We start from the raw sequence: 15,980 nt of genomic DNA on the forward strand, positions 1-15,980 counted from the left end.
AATTCTTAAACAAAGAATTCTTTGCCAGAAATAATTCTCCAAAAATCTTATCTGTATAATGGTGGGATTTTGAAGTTTGAACAATGGGAAACAATTCCCCTTCTCCTTTTCATTGTGAATTTTTCTCTGAGTAATAGCTTTATCTTTGCAACTAGCTCAAAAAAACAGAGTACACCTACTTTTTCTTAAGGAAAAGAGGAAAAACAATCAAAAAAAAAAGAACCGACATTTTTATTTGAAAGGTGTCGCATTCATCCAACAAAGGCCGTCTTCAAAAAGAAGGCTTAAGAAAAAGCAATAATCTTTGGAAAAACACCTCATCCAAGAAGCCAAAAATGGAGACAGAAAATCCATAGAACTGCTTTATAAGCAATTCTATGGCTATGCCATGAGTGTCGCTTTGAGGTATTCCAATTCAAGGGAAGAAGCCTGCGAAATCATCAATGACAGCTTTATGAAGGCTTTCGATAAGCTTGATCAATACGACAACCAAAACTCTTTCAAGGGTTGGTTGAGACGGATTCTGATCAATACCTCTATAGATTATTACAGAAAAAACATCAAACACACCGCTGTCATGGACATAGAAAAAGCGGATGCCGAAACGCTCGAGGCCGATGTAATTGACAGGCTTTCCGCGGAGGACATTCTCGGAATATTGAGGGAGCTTCCGGAAATCCTCAGGATAATCTTCAATATGTATGAAATCGAAGGGTACTCCCACAACGAAATAAGTGAACAGCTGGGAATTCCCTCAAGTACATCGAGAACTTACTTGGCACGGGCAAAAAAGAAATTGCGAGAAAAAATCCTGGAGTTAAATCAAATCAACAATGAGGGAGCAATTCGATAAAAAACTTGTAGATAAAATCAAATTCTCTTTCAAGGAATTGGAAGAGGAATATGATGCTTCCGAATGGGAAAAGTTTTCCAAAATGTATTTCAGGAAAAAACCAAATCCTATTGTGATTTGGATTAAATGGTTTTCCGGAATTGCTGCGGCAATAATTTTGGGCATCACACTAAATACCTTGATCAAACCAATCCAACAAACGGCTGATCAAGTGCAAAACCCTATAGCCCTAACCGAGGAAGACAACCAAGAAGAAAAAAATGAGGAAGGGATAGATAACCAAAATTCTATACCAAATTTGACTGGTTCCGGTCAACCAAGCAAAAACGATAAATCAGAAGATTTTGGGAAAAACAGTAATTCTGCAAACAAATCCAGCCTTACATCAGGAATCCCATCAACCCAAAAAGGATTAACAAAAAACAATGCCTTTTTGGCCGAGAATGCCACAGATTCTCCATCACCCAATCAAAAATTGCAGGAAGGTGTCAGTATTTCCAATACTCCTAAAACCTCCACAAACCTGATAGCCGAAGCAGAAAAGGAGCAAATGACTGAGCAAGAGGCAATTATTAAAATCGAGGAATGGAAAGGAGAAAATACGGTTGCATTGAATGAAAAAGAGATTGAGAAGGATCAATATGCCAAAACACCAATGAAACTTGGCGTTTTGGTGGCGCCACAGACCATATCCAATTCCACACAGAATATAAATTTTGGCGCAGGTTTGATGTCAGAATTCTCATTTTCCAAAAGGCTTAAACTCGATGTGGGTATGGCATTTGCCAGACAAAATATTTCCCCGACTTCCGAAGGAGGCTATTTAATGGCAAATGCTCCAAATAGCTTAGATGCCACAAATTTAAAAGCTGCCTCTTTCACCGGAAATGTAATCAACTCTTCAAGAGAAGTCAGCTTTGGACAATTGGAAATCCCCCTGAACCTTAAGTACAAAGTATTTGAGAAAAAAGAGTCTGATTTATATTTGATTTCGGGGGTATCCAATATGGTTTATCTCAACCAACAGGATGTCACTACGTTCAGTACTGCAAACATCGCCACATCAAATTTTGCAAATAGCAACCAAATGATAGAAACCTATACCCAAACCGTAGAACCTGATTCTCAGGGCAATGGTGTTGATACCGGAAGGATGTTAAATTTCGGTGTGGGTTTTGAGCAAAACCTTAAAAATGGAACTTTCCTTTCCATTGAACCTTTCTATAAAATAGCACTTGGTAACCAAACATTTACGAACCAACAATTTTCCATAGGCGGAATCAACCTTAGAATGAACTTTCAATTAAAAAATAAAAAAAATACAGATGATTAGAAAAATTACTTTATCGCTAATGGCGGGATTACTGATAGGAATGGCAGGATGCTTTCCGGAGGTTGAGTCGGAATTACAAACTGCGATTGATAGAGATGACAGGCTTTTGGCTGATTACCTTTCCCGTAATAATATTAATGCCACCGAGACACAATTGGGTTATTTCTACAAAAAAGAAATCTCCAATGAGACGGGAAACCAAATTGTCAACAATGACATAATCGGGGTTTATTATGAGATTAGAACGATTGATGGACAATTGATAGAAGCCTATACAGATGAATCAAAGAGTCCAAAAATTTACAAACATTCGGAGGGAGGATTGATCCCAAGAGCTATTAATTTTGCTTCAGGACTTGCCAAAACAGGGGAGACTTTTGCTCTTTATATTCCTTCTTACTTAGCCTACCAGGAATATAGTTACCAGCAATTGATACTTCCTAACTCAAATCTCGTGGTGAAAGTAAAATACGCTAAAACCTATACCAACGCTGAAATCAAGGAAATGGAGGAAGAATCCATTCTTAAGTATATTTCAGATAAAAACCTGGAAGGATTCACAAGAACTGCTGACAGTATTTATGTAAAAACCGTCAAAGAAGGGGAAGCTGCAAGCAAAGTCACAATAAATGGAGACGTAATCAGCTTTACTTACAAGATTCTCCAGCTTGACAGTGAAACTCCAATTGCTCAATCCACAGGAAATACCCCGTTTCAGGCTACTTTAGGAAGTGAATCGAATCCTAAGTTTTTGAATCTTAGCTTAAAAGGGTTGAAAAAAGGACAAGAAATCGAAGCAATCATCCCGTCCCGGATAGGCTATGGGCTGACAGTCCAGGTTTTCCCTTTTTCCATCAGAAGAGATTTGGTTGACAAGGGATATATTAATCAAATCGCAAGGCCATTTGAACCCATTATATTCAAAGTGACTGTGACCAATATACGGTAGACTTTGTCTTTTAGAATTTGAGCCCCCACCGTTCGACAGTGGGGGCTTTTGTTTTATGGGATAGTTTGTCCAAATTTGTCCTTTCTATAGCCCAAATATTATATGCGTTTTTTGTTTGATAGTTTCGTTGGATGGAAATCCCATTGTGAGAATCACCACATCAGCTTGCACCAAGCGGTAATTGACTTTGAAATTTCTCAAAAAAACGGGTTGGAAGAAGATATATGGCTTGGATTACAAAACGCCTACAGTATCATGAAAGATGCTGTTGACACAGGATTGAGTGCAGATATGACCTCTAGGTCAGGGATGATCAATAATGGTGCAAAACAAGTTTACAAACACCCACTTGCAGTTTTATCCGTAGATTTTCAAAAATTGATTTCCAGAGCCTTAGCAGCCAAAGAGGTTAATTCCTGTATGGGAAGAGTCGTGGCGGCGCCCACTGCAGGTGCTTCCGGAATCTTGCCCGGGACTTTATACACCTTACAGGAAATCCATGGATTGTCTGACCAAAAAATCTTGGAAGGTCTATTGGTTGGGGCAGGAATAGCACTTATCATCGAGCAAAAGGCCAGTTTGGCAGGTGCTGTGGGAGGCTGTCAGGCAGAAACCGGTTCTGCAGCAGCAATGGCATCAGGTGCAATCGTTTACTGTTTGGGGGGATCAATCGATCAGGTGTTTAATGCTGTAGCGATCACTATTCAGTGCATGCTTGGGCTTGTTTGCGATCCTGTAGCAGGGTTAGTGGAAGTTCCTTGTGTGGTAAGAAATGCAAGTGCAGCGGCGATTGCTTTCAGTTCAGCTCAAATTGCAATTGCTGCTGTGAGTTCCGTCATACCGGTGGATGAATGCATTGAAGCAATGGGCGAAATTGGGTCAAGCATGGAAAGTAGGTATAAAGAAACTGCGATGGGCGGCTTGGCAGCAACTTTGACCGGACAAGAAATCTCGAAGAGGGTTTTGATCCAAGATATTGAAATCTTACCTGATGAACATTCATCTTAATAAGGTGTCAAAAAATGGAATACTCAATATCCAATTTATTGATCCACCAAGGACAAGCGCCCAAAAGAAAGCACTGATTGACATATAAAGAATTATTTTTCTTTTATCTACATTAAAGGCATTCATCACTATAGTACCTCCAATCGGAGTTAGAAAAAGAGGCGTAAAAACCGCGACTCCAATAGGTCCAAACTTTCTCCAGACTCTCACTATTTTTCGGGACCTTGGGGAAAATCTTTTTTTATTTGGTGATATTTTAAGGTTCCAATAGGATTTAAACCAATCCCCCACATATGTCAATGAAATAACCGTGGTCATCATTCCACCCACCGACACAAATACAATCTCCAACAAAGAAAACCCTGCAGCCGCACCCAAGACAGGACCTGAAATGAATTTGAATAGGCAGGCGAGATAAATCCCAAGAAATTTCCAAATATAACTTGTCATAAAATAATGAAAATGTATGTGAAATAGGCAACAAAAAGGAACATTCCCTCAATCCTGGAAACCCTGTCACCAGACTTCAAAATAGGAAACAATACAATGGTCAATCCCAACATCCAATAAAAATCCTGATTGAGGAAACCCTCAGAAACAGGAATAGGACTGATAGCAGCTGTAGCTCCGATTATTGCCAGAATATTCATAATATTGCTTCCAATAATATTTCCTACGGCAATATCTGTTTTTTTATTTACTGCCGCGATGACGGAAGTTGCCATTTCGGGCAAGCTTGTACCAATAGCAATCACGGTAATCCCAATAATTCTTTCACTTACCCCAAAAATGGAGGCAATTCCAACCGCACTTTCCACGAACAAGTCTGCACCATAGTAAAGTCCAAAAATCCCCAAACAAAGAAAAAATAAAGATTTCCAGATCGGTAAAGGCAATATCAAATCACCTTCCAAATCGCCGGCGGTTGCTTTTCCCAATTTGAAAAAAAAATAAATATTGATCAAAATGAGGATAAAAAGTAGGGCAAAACCCTCTAATCTTGAAATAATTCCATTGAGAGAAAGAATATAAAAAATGAGGGAACTGAAAATTAACACAATATAATCTACTTTGAACACGGAAGAGTTTATCTTGATCGGAAACAAAGTCGCACTTATTCCCAAAACCAAGGAGATATTAGCAATATTTGAGCCGATCACATTGCCTATTGCAATGTCACTCTTCCCATCAAGAGCAGCATTTAAACTCACCAGCAATTCGGGAGCAGATGTACCAAAAGCAACAATAGTCAGTCCTATGAATCCCTGACTCAAACCAAACTTCAATGCAATGGAAGAAGCACCGTCGACTAAAAATTTCCCCCCTCCTAAAAGGATTAATAAGCCTAAGCATAAAAACAAATAAATCATTTATGTATCAGGTTTTATTTCCAAAACAAAGATCACCTGCATCACCAAGGCCCGGAATAATATATGACTGTTCATTTAAACATTCGTCAATAGAACAAACCCATAATTTGTAAGGTGTTGTAATATTTTCACTTATATACCGAATCCCTTCAGGGGCAGCTATCACACTCACGATATGAATACTTTTGGGATTTCCTTTCAATTGCAGGTTATCAATTGTTTTTACAATTGATTTACCAGTTGCAAGCATCGGGTCAATTAAAATAAGGCACCTATTGTTGATATCAGGAGTAGCCTGATACAGATATTCAATCTCAATACCTTTATTCTCATGACCCTCTTCTTTTCGGTAAGCGCCAATAAATCCACTGTCTGCTTTATCAAAAAAGTTTAAAAATCCCTGATAAAAAGGAAGGGCAGCTCTCAAGACTGCGACTAAGACCGGTTGTTCGGAAATTAAACTTGATTTTTTAGTCCCCAAAGGACTTTCAACATTAACTTCATGAAAAGCAAAAGTTTTTGAAATCTCATAGGCCATCACCTCGCCCAATCTTTCAAGGTTTCTGCGGAATTTCAAACGGTCATTTTGATGGTTTGTATCTCTGAGTTCGGCAAGAAAATGGTTTGCTACACTATTTGTATCTTCCAAAATAAACATACCTCAAGAATTTAATGATGATCAGTTCAAATATCGCAATAATAACACTAACCAAAAGGCGGTGATTTTAAAAATATATTCAAAAAAAAAGCCCGATTCTAGGAATCGGGCTTTGAATATTTAAAGTTTGAATTACTTCACTTCGAAACTTGCTCTTCTTGACAATTGTCTAGCATCAGCAGAGTTTTTGTCTACGCTAGTATCTTCACCATAACCTTTGTAGGAAAGTCTTGAAGAATCGATACCTGCGGCAATCAACAAGTCATAGACAGCTTTTGCACGTTTTTCAGACAACTTCATGTTGTAATCTTCAGGACCTAATTCATCAGCAAACCCTTTAACTTCTAGGTTAACACCAGGATTTCTTTTCAAGAAATTGGAAACATAGTTTACAGCTGAAGCAGAGAAACCAAGAGGTTTTGCTGAATCAAAAGCGTAGTAAACATTTACGTAGTTTTCATTGATAGCTCTTTTGAAGAAATCAGTTTCCGCTTTTACTTGCTCTATTGGGCAACCGTTATTTGAAGCAGGACCCGGAGCGAAAGGACACTTATCTAAATGATCAGGAATACCGTCACCGTCAGAATCAATTGTTCTACCATTTGAATCTACCCTAGCTCCACCTGGAGTGTTAGGCTCTTTGTCAAGGTAATCAGGAATACCATCAGCATCAGAATCTTTCAACATATCTTTGATCTCTCCGATTTGTTGAGCCAATTCAGCTTTTGTTGCATACTTGTCAGCTTCAACATACCAGTCAGCATGAGTAGCACCTTTGCCAAGATAGAAGGTCAAACCCAAGGTTCCAGTCCACCAAGTTCCGTTTGTTCCATAAAATCCCGGATCAGCAGGTCCTATATTTGAGTTACCGTCAAAGGTTACAGTCTGTCTACCGTTAAGAATAGTGCTCACATCACCTGTAAGTGCTATTCTTTCGCTCAACTTTACCTGACCGGTTAACCCTGCGATAATGTTATAAACATTATCATCAAAAGTAATCGGTGGTCCATCATGACGAACCTGACCGATTCCGGCTCCAAAGTGGCCTAACAAATTGACCTTTCTTGTGAAAGATTCCCACTTCATGATTCTACCAAGATTAGCAACACCTTGAAGGTTTAGCCTGTAATAGCTTGTAGAAAATGGAGTTGTGCCATCAGCTTCGCTGAATGAACCTAGACCATAATCCAATTTAGCACCAAATTTGTCATTGAACATGTACCTTACACCAAAGTCAACGTGACCAAGGTTTAATGTAGGTGAGAAATATCCAGGTGACAATTGCGCCATAGGTTTGTTAAAACCTCCGTTGAGTTCTAAAGACCACTTGTTGAAGTCGTCTTGGGCGTTAACTCCTAAAGCTAAACAGCCCGCCATAATTGTAGATAGTAATATTTTTTTCATAATAAAAAATTTTTTGTTCAGATTTTTAGGTGTTTAATTGATTTGACTGCAAATTTATAAACTTTTAACTGTTCACAAATGTATATTAATATTTTAAAACTATACCAAAATTCTTTTTGATTTTTATTGAATTTACAATTTAAATCAATGTGAAATACATTATCCTATGACAAAATTACTCTTTGACCTCTTAAATACCAACAGCGTCTCCGGAAATGAATCTCCCATGACTGAATTTCTAATTGATTATATTCGTAAACGTAAAGATACTTGGAAGGTTCAGCCTGAAGTATTTTTTGGAGATAAATTGCATGATTGTCTGTTACTTAAATTTGGGATACCAAAAGGTGCAGTATTTGCACACATTGATACTATTGGTTTTTCGACAAGATATGAAAACCAACTCTTAGCTATAGGAGGACCTGAGATTGAAGAAGGCACCAGACTTGTGGGGGAAGACAGCTTGGGTCCAATTTCATGTAAAATAATTTTGGATGATGATCTGATTTTCCATGATTTCCCAAGAGCAATTGACAGAGGTACCCTCCTTTCGTTCGAGCAGTCGATTATTATGGACGATGAATATATCCAAGCTGCTTATTTAGACAACCGACTTGGAATATACAATTGTTTGAAGTTATGCGAGGAATTGGAAAACGGCTGGATAGTTTTTTCTACTTATGAAGAACACGGAGGAGGCAGTGTTCCTTTCCTGATCCGATTTATCCAAGAAGTGGCTCCAATTACGTTTGCTTTGATTTCAGATATCACCTGGATTACAGAAGGTGTCCAACATCATCAAGGAGTCGCCATCTCATTGAGGGATAAATACATTCCCCGAAAAAGATTTTTGGAAAAAATATTGGGTTTAGCTAATGAAAGCGGCATCCCCTATCAAATTGAGGTGGAAGGAAGTGGTGGAAGTGATGGCCGGGAAATCCAATTTTCACCTTATCCTATAGATTGGTGTTTTATAGGTGCGGCAGAGGATAATGTTCACACACCTTACGAAAAGGTTTCATTGAAAGATCTTCAAAACATGATTGACCTTTATAAATATTTGATGAAGCGATTATAGGATTAGCAATTAATTAGATGGAGAGGAATCTTTTTTTTTTATATTTGCCGTGCCCTTGAATAAAGGGCATTTTTATTTGATCTTATGATATCAATTAAAGACAAAGTATTTGTTCCTTATATTACAGCCAATTCGATTCACCATCGGGTGGCTGAATTGGGTGCCGAAATATCCAAAGATTTCAAAGGGGATTGCCCTGTTTTGATTGGTGTCCTTAATGGTTCTTTTATATTTCTTTCAGATCTTGCAAAAAGTATTTCCATACCAATTGAGGTGAGCTTTGTCAAAGTTTCCTCTTACTTGGGAACGAGTTCGACCGGGGCTGTCAAAAACCTTCTTGGCTTGGATATTGAATTGCAAAACAGATCTGTAATTATAGTAGAGGATATCATCGATACCGGTTTAAGTATGAAACACCTCCTTGAGATGGTGCAGATTGAAAATCCCAAAAGAATAGCTGTTGCAACGCTTCTTCTTAAACCCGATGCGCTATCTCATCCCATCCAAGTGAATTATATAGGCTTCGAGATTCCAAATAAATTTGTGGTAGGCTATGGGATGGACTTTGATGGATTGGGACGAAATCTTCCAGAACTTTATCAATTGAAATAAATCTAAACATATTAAGAAAAATAGAATATGCTCAATATTGTCTTATTTGGCCCTCCGGGGGCAGGCAAAGGAACCCAAAGCGAGAACATTATTTCAAAATACAAGCTTACCCATTTATCCACTGGAGATTTATTCAGGAAGCATCTGGGGGAGGGAACAGATTTAGGAAAACTTGCGCGAAAATATATGGATGAGGGTCGGCTTGTTCCTGATGAAGTCGTCATCGGAATGGTGGATGACAAAATAGCAAATACCCCCGGGACAAATGGCTTCATTTTCGATGGATTTCCAAGGACCGTTGCTCAGGCAGAGGCTTTGGATAAATTGATGGAAAAAAACAATATTGAAATTTCCGGCATGATAGCTTTGGATGTGGAGGAGAATATTCTGAAAGAAAGGATAAGAGAAAGAGGAAAAACCTCAGGAAGGACAGATGACCAGGATGAGTCCAAAATTGAAACCAGGATTAGGGTATATCTTGACGAAACTCTTCCGGTAGCAGAATACTATGAAAAGCAGGGAAAATTCACCAAAATAAATGGAGTCGGAACTATCGAAGGCATCTTTGCTGACATTACAAAAGTCATCGACCAATACTAAATACTGAATATTTCTTACCTTTGCAGGGAAGATAATCCGGCTAAGCCTTCAAGCTTAGCCATTTTTGTTTAAAACACATAGAAAAAGTGGCAGAAACCAACTTTATAGATTACGTAAAATTCTGCTCCAGATCAGGGGCAGGAGGAGCAGGTTCGGTACATTTTCGAAGAGAAAAGCACGTGCCGAAAGGTGGCCCTGATGGCGGCGATGGGGGTAGAGGTGGGCACATCATATTAAAAGGAAGCACGCAGGTGTGGACTTTGCTCCATTTGAAATATAAAAAACACGTCATCGCTGAAGAAGGAAAAGGCGGAGAAGGAGGAAGAAGGAAAGGAAGGGACGGAAAAGATGTAGTCCTAGAAGTCCCGCTGGGAACCATTGCCAAAGACGCGGAAACTTTTGAGACAAGGTTTGAAATAACCGAAGAAGGGCAAGAAGTAATCCTCACCCGAGGAGGAAGAGGTGGCTTGGGAAATGACCATTTCAAAACAGCAACCAACCAAGCACCTCATTTTGCTCAGCCCGGAGAGGAAGGAATAGAAGAATGGATCATACTTGAGCTCAAGTTATTGGCAGATGTCGGTTTGGTTGGATTTCCAAATGCAGGAAAATCAACCCTTCTTTCCAGTATTTCTGCTGCCAAACCTGAAATCGGCGATTATCCTTTTACTACCTTGGTTCCCAATCTTGGTGTAATTCCCTACAGAAATGAAAAATCTTTTGTTATGGCCGATATTCCCGGGATTATAGAGGGCGCTGCAGAAGGAAAAGGCTTGGGACTAAGGTTTTTGAGACATATAGAGAGAAATTCCATCTTATTGTTTATGATTCCTGCCGACTCAGACAATATCAAAAACCAATACAAAATATTACTTGGCGAACTTCAAAAATACAATCCGGAATTGTTGGATAAGAAAAGGTTATTAGCCATTACAAAAGCTGACATGTTGGATGAGGAGCTCATGGAACAAATGAAAAAAGAAGTCCCAAAAGACCTTGATTCGATATTCATTTCAGCAGTCTCGGGATATAATCTCGACAAATTGAAAGATATGCTTTGGCAGGCCATCACCGTCCAATGAATGTCAAGTTGTCAGTTTTGAGCCCTTGGCAAACAAATTGATAGAAAATTAAAAGTCAAATTTTGAGATAAATAATGGAGGAAAAACAAATATTCAATGAAGATCCGATTACATCCAAAGAACATGGTATGCAAGAGGATCAGGTTGTAAATGATGATCGGAAAGAAACTTCTGAGAATTCAGCAAAACCAACTGCTTCCCAAGAGGAAAAACTAGTCAAAGAAGTTGGTGAATTGAAAGACAAATATTTGAGGCTTTACTCTGAGTTTGAAAATTACAGAAGAAGAACAGCAAAAGAACGTCTGGATCTGATCAAGACAGCTTCTGAAGATTTGATGACAGAAATACTTCCAGTTGTCGACGACTTTGAAAGGGCCTTCAAAGCCCATCAAAACGAAACAGACGCCCCAAAGGTAAGGGAAGGAAACCAGCTTGTATTTCACAAACTGGTAAGAATATTGGAACAAAAAGGGCTTAAACCTATGGAAAACCTCGTTGGCAAGCCTTTCGATGCAGAGACTCAGGAGGCCATCACCCAAATTTCTTCCCCAAATGGAGAAATGAAAGGGAAGGTCATTGATGTCATTGAAAACGGGTATACCCTTGGCGAAAAAGTCATTAGGTTTGCCAAAGTTGTAATTGGAGCATAAGATAGTAATATGGCAAAAAGAGATTATTATGAAATATTAGGGGTAACAAAAAGTGCCACTCCTGAAGAAATAAAAAAAGCTTACCGAAAGCTCGCTATCCAATACCATCCGGATAAAAACCCTGACAATCCTGAAGCTGAAGACAAATTCAAAGAAGCAGCTGAAGCGTATGAGGTTTTGAGCAATCCCGAAAAGAAGCAACGTTATGATCAGTTTGGTCATCAAGGACTGGGAGGCAATGGTGGATACAGCGGAGGCGGAATGAACATGGAGGACATCTTTTCCCAATTTGGAGACATATTTGGCGGAGGTGGATTCGATTCTTTTTTTGGTGGAGGAAGAGGTGGACGAAGGGTGAAAAAAGGTACCAACCTCAGGGTTAAACTGAAAATGAACCTCAAAGAAATTGCCAACGGGGTCGAGAAGAAAATCAAAGTAAAACGACATGTTTTGGCAGAAGGAGTCACCTTCAAAAACTGCTCGACCTGTCAGGGTTCAGGGCAGATCAAAAAGGTAGTGAATACCATGCTTGGCCAGATGGTCTCTGCCAGCACTTGCCATGTCTGCGGCGGCAACGGCCAAATCGTAGACAAAAAGCCTGCAGAAGCAGATATCAGAGGACTTATTCTCAAAGAAGAAGTCATATCGATCAATATTCCGGCAGGTGTGGCAGATGGCATGCAACTCAGTATGTCCGGTAAAGGCAACGAAACTGCAGGGGGCGTTCCCGGTGATTTATTGATCGTCATAGAGGAGATCGAGGATGAAGTGCTTCAAAGAAATGGAAACGACGTCATCTTTGAATTGTACGTGAGCTTTATTGATGCGGCACTCGGTTCCCAAATCGAGGTGCCAACTATAGAAGGAAAAGTCAAAATCAAACTTGACCCCGGAACCCAAAGCGGTAAAATGTTGAGATTGAAGGGGAAAGGAATAAAAGATATCAATGGATATAGCAGAGGTGATCAATTGATCCAAGTAAATGTCTGGACGCCCAAACAACTCTCTAAAGATGAACGTCAGATATTGGAAAATTTGAAAAATTCGGAAAATTTCATGCCTGATCCTGGGAAATCCGAGAAAAGCTTCTTTGACAAGATGAAAGAATTTTTCTAAAAAACTTGCAGCCGGATTAAAATCCGGCTTTTTTTATACCTTTAATAACCTTTTAAATTGATCGCCGTAACCTTACCGTATGTTGAACAGATTTTGCTTACTAATTGGATTGGTTCTAGGGAGTACGTCTTGGTCCGATGCACAAATTACTAAGGAGTTCAAAGTCGAGGAGAAAAACGGCTATAACCTTGTCCACCTAGATTTCAATGTTTACAAAGGAATTTCTGAAATCAAAAGGCATCAGATAGAGGGTCCATTGACTATCAACTATGAACTGAATAAGGTAAATATTTTGCCTTCCTTTTCTTATAGAATCAAGGATGGAATTCTTTTTGCGAACTTATCCCACAGGAATGTCGAATCCGAAAACCTCGGAAAAAGTCTTTCCTATAAGCTCTTTTCAAGCTCAAACGAGGACTTTGACCACAAATGGGATGTGGGTCTCAATTCCCATAATCTCTATAACCTACATTTTTACTTTGGAATTGGGTTAGCCACCATTGATTTGTCTCATTTGCCCATTTCAAATTGTCAGATCAAATCAACAAGTGCAGACATCATTTTGGATTACAGTAAGAATTTTGCCAATTCGGTAAAAATGGACACACTTTCTGTTGTCATCAATATGGGAAGCCTTGAAGCAAACAACCTGAATTTTACCAATGCCAAAGAAATGATTTTCGAGTCCAACTACGGCAATTTGGATCTTTCCTTCACTGATAAGATGTCAGAATCATGCAATATCAAAGCAATGGTAGGGGTTGGATCAGTTAATCTTCAATTGCCAGATGAGAATCATGCCTATATTTTAAAAATTACCTCCACTCCTATGTGTAGGACATATATCCCAAAATATTTAAAAGACCTCGGCAACGATACTTATGTGAGTAAAGCTTACCGGGAAAACAGTGAAAATCTAATGAGCTTTACCATTGATGTGTCTGTAGGTTCGGTTACGATAAAGTAACACTGCAAACCGGATTTTTTTTCTATTTTTAGCCAAACACAATCAACCTTGGAAATTCTTGAAATCCAAAACCTGACCAAAACTTATGGGAACCAAAAAGCCCTAAGCAATCTCAGTTTGTCAATTCCCAAAGGTGGTATCTTTGGACTTTTGGGTCCAAATGGAGCAGGGAAAACAACTTTGATCAGGATTATCAACCAAATTATCGAAGGGGATTCCGGCAAGGTTTTTTTTAAGGGAGAGATCCTCCAGCCTAAACACATCTCACAGATTGGATATCTGCCTGAAGAAAGGGGCCTTTATAAGAAAATGAAGGTTTGGGACCAATTGGTATATTTTGCAAGGCTCAAAGACATGCCAGCGCCCTTGGCCAAAGAAAGGGTGGGTTATTGGCTCAAAAAAATGGATATCATCTCATGGAAAGACAAAAGAATAGATGATCTTTCTAAAGGAATGGCCCAAAAAGTGCAGTTTATTTCGACCATTATCCATGAACCGGAATTGTTGATTTTGGATGAACCATTCTCCGGTTTCGACCCCCTAAATGCAGAGATTATCAAGAATGAAATCATCGAACTGAAAGAAAAGGGAATCACTGTAGTGCTATCCACCCACAGGATGGAGTCTGTCGAATTACTTTGCGATCAGATTGCCATGATCCATCGTTCACATAAAATTTTGGAAGGTAGACTCACTGATATCAAGCAACGGTTTCGGCCAAATACCTATGAAATAAAACTTTCAGGAATCAATACCACACTCCCAGAAAATTGGAATGCATATCCAGTCAACGGAGTGGCGGTTTTCTCCATACCCTTGGGCCAAGATTCTCCAAATGGGACTTTGACAAAGCTGATGCAATATGGGGAAGTGGTAGGATTCAGAGAAATCCTCCCATCTATGGAAGAAATCTTTATCCAACAGATTAAAAATCATTCCTATGAATAAAATTTGGTTGGTTATCCAAAGGGAATACCTCTCAAGAGTCCAGAAGAGATCATTCCTGTTAGCAACTTTGTTGACACCGTTGATTTTTCCCTCCATCATGGGGATATTTTTGTGGATTTCAATCGGAGAGTCTGAAAACCCCTCTTTGCAAATCATAGAAGTAGTAGACGAGAATAACATCTTTTTCATTGAAAGTTCTGAACAATACGCTTTCTCATTTTCTAAAATAAGCACCGAAGAAGGGAAGAAAATGGTCAATGAAGGGGATCGTTTTGGGTTTTTATATATTCCAAAAATCGATCTCAGCAATCCTTCCGGGATCACTTATTTTGGTGAAAAAAACCCAAGTATGAACCTTATCTCTTTCCTTGAATCGAGTATCAAGAGGAGAATTGAGGAACAAAGGCTTTTTGAATCCGGAATCAGTTCCGAGGCAATCAATGCTTATCGTACCGAAGTATCTATTCAGGCCATCACCTTGGACAATAGCGGAGAAGAAAAAGTGACGGATGCAACAGTCAATTACGCAATTGGATTTCTTGCCGGCATCATGATTTATATGTTTATTTTTATCTATGGCAACCAAATCATGCAGGGAGTCATTGAAGAAAAATCAAGCAGAATCATTGAAATCCTTGTTTCTTCGATCAAGCCTTTTCAATTGATGATGGGAAAAATAATCGGAATCGGTGCAGTGGGACTGACTCAATTTTTGATTTGGATTATCCTTATCGGAGGAATTTCATCCATTGTAATGGGTTATTTTGGCTTACAGATGCCACAACAACAGGCGATGGAACTTGCCAATCCTGAATTGGGCGAAATGATGGACAGCCAGAACAATCTCCAAAACATCCTTCAAGTCATCAATGGCATTGATTTCATCCAATTGACATTGACCTTTATTTTCTATTTCCTGGGAGGTTATCTGCTTTATGGGGCTTTTTTTGCAGCAGTAGGTGCAGCGGTGGATGCACCCTCGGAAGCGCAGCAATTTATGTTGCCTATCACAATCCCATTATTGATAGGATACCTTGGTTTATTTGTTTTTGTCTTAAATGATCCCAATAGCAACGTTTCTTTTTGGCTTTCAATTATCCCATTTACCTCTCCCATTGCGATGATGGGAAGAGTAAGTTATGGGGTGCCGATTTTTGACCTGATATTGTCCATGTCGCTATTGGTGGGAGGATTCTTTTTCAGTACTTGGGTTGCAGGAAAAGTTTACCGGATAGGAATATTGATACATGGTAGCAAAGTCAATTATAAGACACTATGGAGGTGGATAAAAACGAATTGAATCCTATCTATTAACTCCAATAAAAGAAAGAGCCGCAAAAAATGCGGCTCTT

The 15,980-nt window shown here is 39.1% G+C and carries 17 protein-coding genes; 13 read left to right on the forward strand and 4 right to left on the reverse strand.

Annotated features, from left to right (window positions below; genetic code table 11):
- The first annotated feature begins 304 nt into the window (after positions 1-304).
- From DQW11_RS15595 to sdaAA, 4 genes are all read left to right on the forward strand, one after another.
- Positions 305-853: an RNA polymerase sigma factor gene (locus tag DQW11_RS15595; protein ID WP_113925035.1), complete on the forward strand. Its 549-nt coding sequence runs from the start codon at positions 305-307 to the stop codon at positions 851-853.
- Entirely contained in the window at positions 834-2,186 is a 1,353-nt protein-coding gene (locus tag DQW11_RS15600; RefSeq protein ID WP_113925036.1) for an outer membrane beta-barrel protein, read from the forward strand. The genes DQW11_RS15595 and DQW11_RS15600 overlap by 20 nt, the downstream gene beginning before the upstream one ends.
- Positions 2,179-3,135: an FKBP-type peptidyl-prolyl cis-trans isomerase gene (locus DQW11_RS15605; RefSeq protein WP_232826768.1), complete on the forward strand. Its 957-nt coding sequence runs from the start codon at positions 2,179-2,181 to the stop codon at positions 3,133-3,135. Before DQW11_RS15600 ends, DQW11_RS15605 begins: the two co-directional genes overlap by 8 nt.
- Before the next feature lie 102 nt (positions 3,136-3,237).
- A complete protein-coding gene (gene sdaAA / locus DQW11_RS15610) occupies positions 3,238-4,143 on the forward strand; it encodes an L-serine ammonia-lyase, iron-sulfur-dependent, subunit alpha (protein ID WP_113925037.1) in 906 nt (301 codons plus the stop codon).
- Here sdaAA and DQW11_RS15615 read toward each other — a convergent pair.
- From DQW11_RS15615 to DQW11_RS15630, 4 genes are all read right to left on the reverse strand, one after another.
- Positions 4,135-4,593 (reverse strand): hypothetical protein, encoded by a 459-nt coding sequence (locus tag DQW11_RS15615; RefSeq protein ID WP_113925038.1) that lies wholly within the window; start codon positions 4,591-4,593, stop codon positions 4,135-4,137. The two genes, sdaAA and DQW11_RS15615, sit on opposite strands and share 9 nt — an antisense overlap.
- Positions 4,590-5,513 (reverse strand): calcium/sodium antiporter, encoded by a 924-nt coding sequence (locus DQW11_RS15620; protein WP_113925039.1) that lies wholly within the window; start codon positions 5,511-5,513, stop codon positions 4,590-4,592. Before DQW11_RS15620 ends, DQW11_RS15615 begins: the two co-directional genes overlap by 4 nt.
- A 7-nt stretch (positions 5,514-5,520) precedes the next feature.
- A complete protein-coding gene (upp, locus tag DQW11_RS15625) occupies positions 5,521-6,171 on the reverse strand; it encodes a uracil phosphoribosyltransferase (RefSeq protein ID WP_113925040.1) in 651 nt (216 codons plus the stop codon).
- A gap of 132 nt (positions 6,172-6,303) precedes the next feature.
- Positions 6,304-7,575 (reverse strand): OmpA family protein, encoded by a 1,272-nt coding sequence (locus DQW11_RS15630; RefSeq protein ID WP_113925041.1) that lies wholly within the window; start codon positions 7,573-7,575, stop codon positions 6,304-6,306.
- A 166-nt stretch (positions 7,576-7,741) separates the two neighbouring features.
- Between DQW11_RS15630 and DQW11_RS15635 the strand changes: the two genes are divergently transcribed.
- From DQW11_RS15635 to DQW11_RS15675, 9 genes are all read left to right on the forward strand, one after another.
- On the forward strand, positions 7,742-8,653 hold the full coding sequence (locus tag DQW11_RS15635) for an aminopeptidase (protein WP_232826769.1): 912 nt from the start codon (positions 7,742-7,744) through the stop codon (positions 8,651-8,653).
- Positions 8,654-8,737: 84 nt separating this feature from the next.
- Positions 8,738-9,265, forward strand: a complete 528-nt coding sequence (gene hpt, locus DQW11_RS15640) for a hypoxanthine phosphoribosyltransferase (protein ID WP_113925042.1) — start codon at positions 8,738-8,740, stop codon at positions 9,263-9,265.
- Positions 9,266-9,292: 27 nt separating this feature from the next.
- Positions 9,293-9,865 (forward strand): adenylate kinase, encoded by a 573-nt coding sequence (locus tag DQW11_RS15645; protein WP_113925043.1) that lies wholly within the window; start codon positions 9,293-9,295, stop codon positions 9,863-9,865.
- An 86-nt stretch (positions 9,866-9,951) separates the two neighbouring features.
- Entirely contained in the window at positions 9,952-10,947 is a 996-nt protein-coding gene (gene obgE, locus DQW11_RS15650; RefSeq protein ID WP_113925044.1) for a GTPase ObgE, read from the forward strand.
- Between the two features lie 74 nt (positions 10,948-11,021).
- Entirely contained in the window at positions 11,022-11,597 is a 576-nt protein-coding gene (locus DQW11_RS15655) for a nucleotide exchange factor GrpE (RefSeq protein WP_113925045.1), read from the forward strand.
- Positions 11,598-11,606: 9 nt separating this feature from the next.
- Positions 11,607-12,713 carry a molecular chaperone DnaJ gene (gene dnaJ, locus DQW11_RS15660; protein WP_113925046.1) on the forward strand — a complete coding sequence of 369 codons (1,107 nt, stop codon included), beginning with the start codon at positions 11,607-11,609 and terminating at the stop codon, positions 12,711-12,713.
- Between the two features lie 79 nt (positions 12,714-12,792).
- Positions 12,793-13,680 carry a DUF4097 family beta strand repeat-containing protein gene (locus DQW11_RS15665; protein ID WP_113925047.1) on the forward strand — a complete coding sequence of 296 codons (888 nt, stop codon included), beginning with the start codon at positions 12,793-12,795 and terminating at the stop codon, positions 13,678-13,680.
- A gap of 48 nt (positions 13,681-13,728) precedes the next feature.
- Entirely contained in the window at positions 13,729-14,628 is a 900-nt protein-coding gene (locus tag DQW11_RS15670) for an ABC transporter ATP-binding protein (RefSeq protein ID WP_113925048.1), read from the forward strand.
- Positions 14,621-15,928, forward strand: a complete 1,308-nt coding sequence (locus tag DQW11_RS15675) for an ABC transporter permease (protein ID WP_113925049.1) — start codon at positions 14,621-14,623, stop codon at positions 15,926-15,928. The genes DQW11_RS15670 and DQW11_RS15675 overlap by 8 nt, the downstream gene beginning before the upstream one ends.
- Positions 15,929-15,980 lie beyond the last annotated feature (52 nt).

Origin of the sequence: Cognataquiflexum aquatile (assembly GCF_003316845.1) — a bacterium.
Lineage (GTDB): Bacteria > Bacteroidota > Bacteroidia > Cytophagales > Cyclobacteriaceae > Cognataquiflexum > Cognataquiflexum aquatile.

Excerpts from the sequence above, each read along its gene's own strand:
- DQW11_RS15600 (WP_113925036.1), top strand. The coding sequence starts at position 834 with ATGAGGGAGCAATTCGATAAAAAACTTGTAGATAAAATCAAATTCTCT.
- DQW11_RS15605 (WP_232826768.1), top strand. The coding sequence starts at position 2,179 with ATGATTAGAAAAATTACTTTATCGCTAATGGCGGGATTACTGATAGGA.
- sdaAA (WP_113925037.1), top strand. The coding sequence starts at position 3,238 with ATGCGTTTTTTGTTTGATAGTTTCGTTGGATGGAAATCCCATTGTGAG.
- DQW11_RS15615 (WP_113925038.1), bottom strand. The coding sequence starts at position 4,593 with ATGACAAGTTATATTTGGAAATTTCTTGGGATTTATCTCGCCTGCCTA.
- DQW11_RS15620 (WP_113925039.1), bottom strand. The coding sequence starts at position 5,513 with ATGATTTATTTGTTTTTATGCTTAGGCTTATTAATCCTTTTAGGAGGG.
- upp (WP_113925040.1), bottom strand. The coding sequence starts at position 6,171 with ATGTTTATTTTGGAAGATACAAATAGTGTAGCAAACCATTTTCTTGCC.
- DQW11_RS15630 (WP_113925041.1), bottom strand. The coding sequence starts at position 7,575 with ATGAAAAAAATATTACTATCTACAATTATGGCGGGCTGTTTAGCTTTA.
- DQW11_RS15635 (WP_232826769.1), top strand. The coding sequence starts at position 7,742 with ATGACAAAATTACTCTTTGACCTCTTAAATACCAACAGCGTCTCCGGA.
- hpt (WP_113925042.1), top strand. The coding sequence starts at position 8,738 with ATGATATCAATTAAAGACAAAGTATTTGTTCCTTATATTACAGCCAAT.
- DQW11_RS15645 (WP_113925043.1), top strand. The coding sequence starts at position 9,293 with ATGCTCAATATTGTCTTATTTGGCCCTCCGGGGGCAGGCAAAGGAACC.
- DQW11_RS15655 (WP_113925045.1), top strand. The coding sequence starts at position 11,022 with ATGGAGGAAAAACAAATATTCAATGAAGATCCGATTACATCCAAAGAA.
- dnaJ (WP_113925046.1), top strand. The coding sequence starts at position 11,607 with ATGGCAAAAAGAGATTATTATGAAATATTAGGGGTAACAAAAAGTGCC.
- DQW11_RS15665 (WP_113925047.1), top strand. The coding sequence starts at position 12,793 with ATGTTGAACAGATTTTGCTTACTAATTGGATTGGTTCTAGGGAGTACG.
- DQW11_RS15675 (WP_113925049.1), top strand. The coding sequence starts at position 14,621 with ATGAATAAAATTTGGTTGGTTATCCAAAGGGAATACCTCTCAAGAGTC.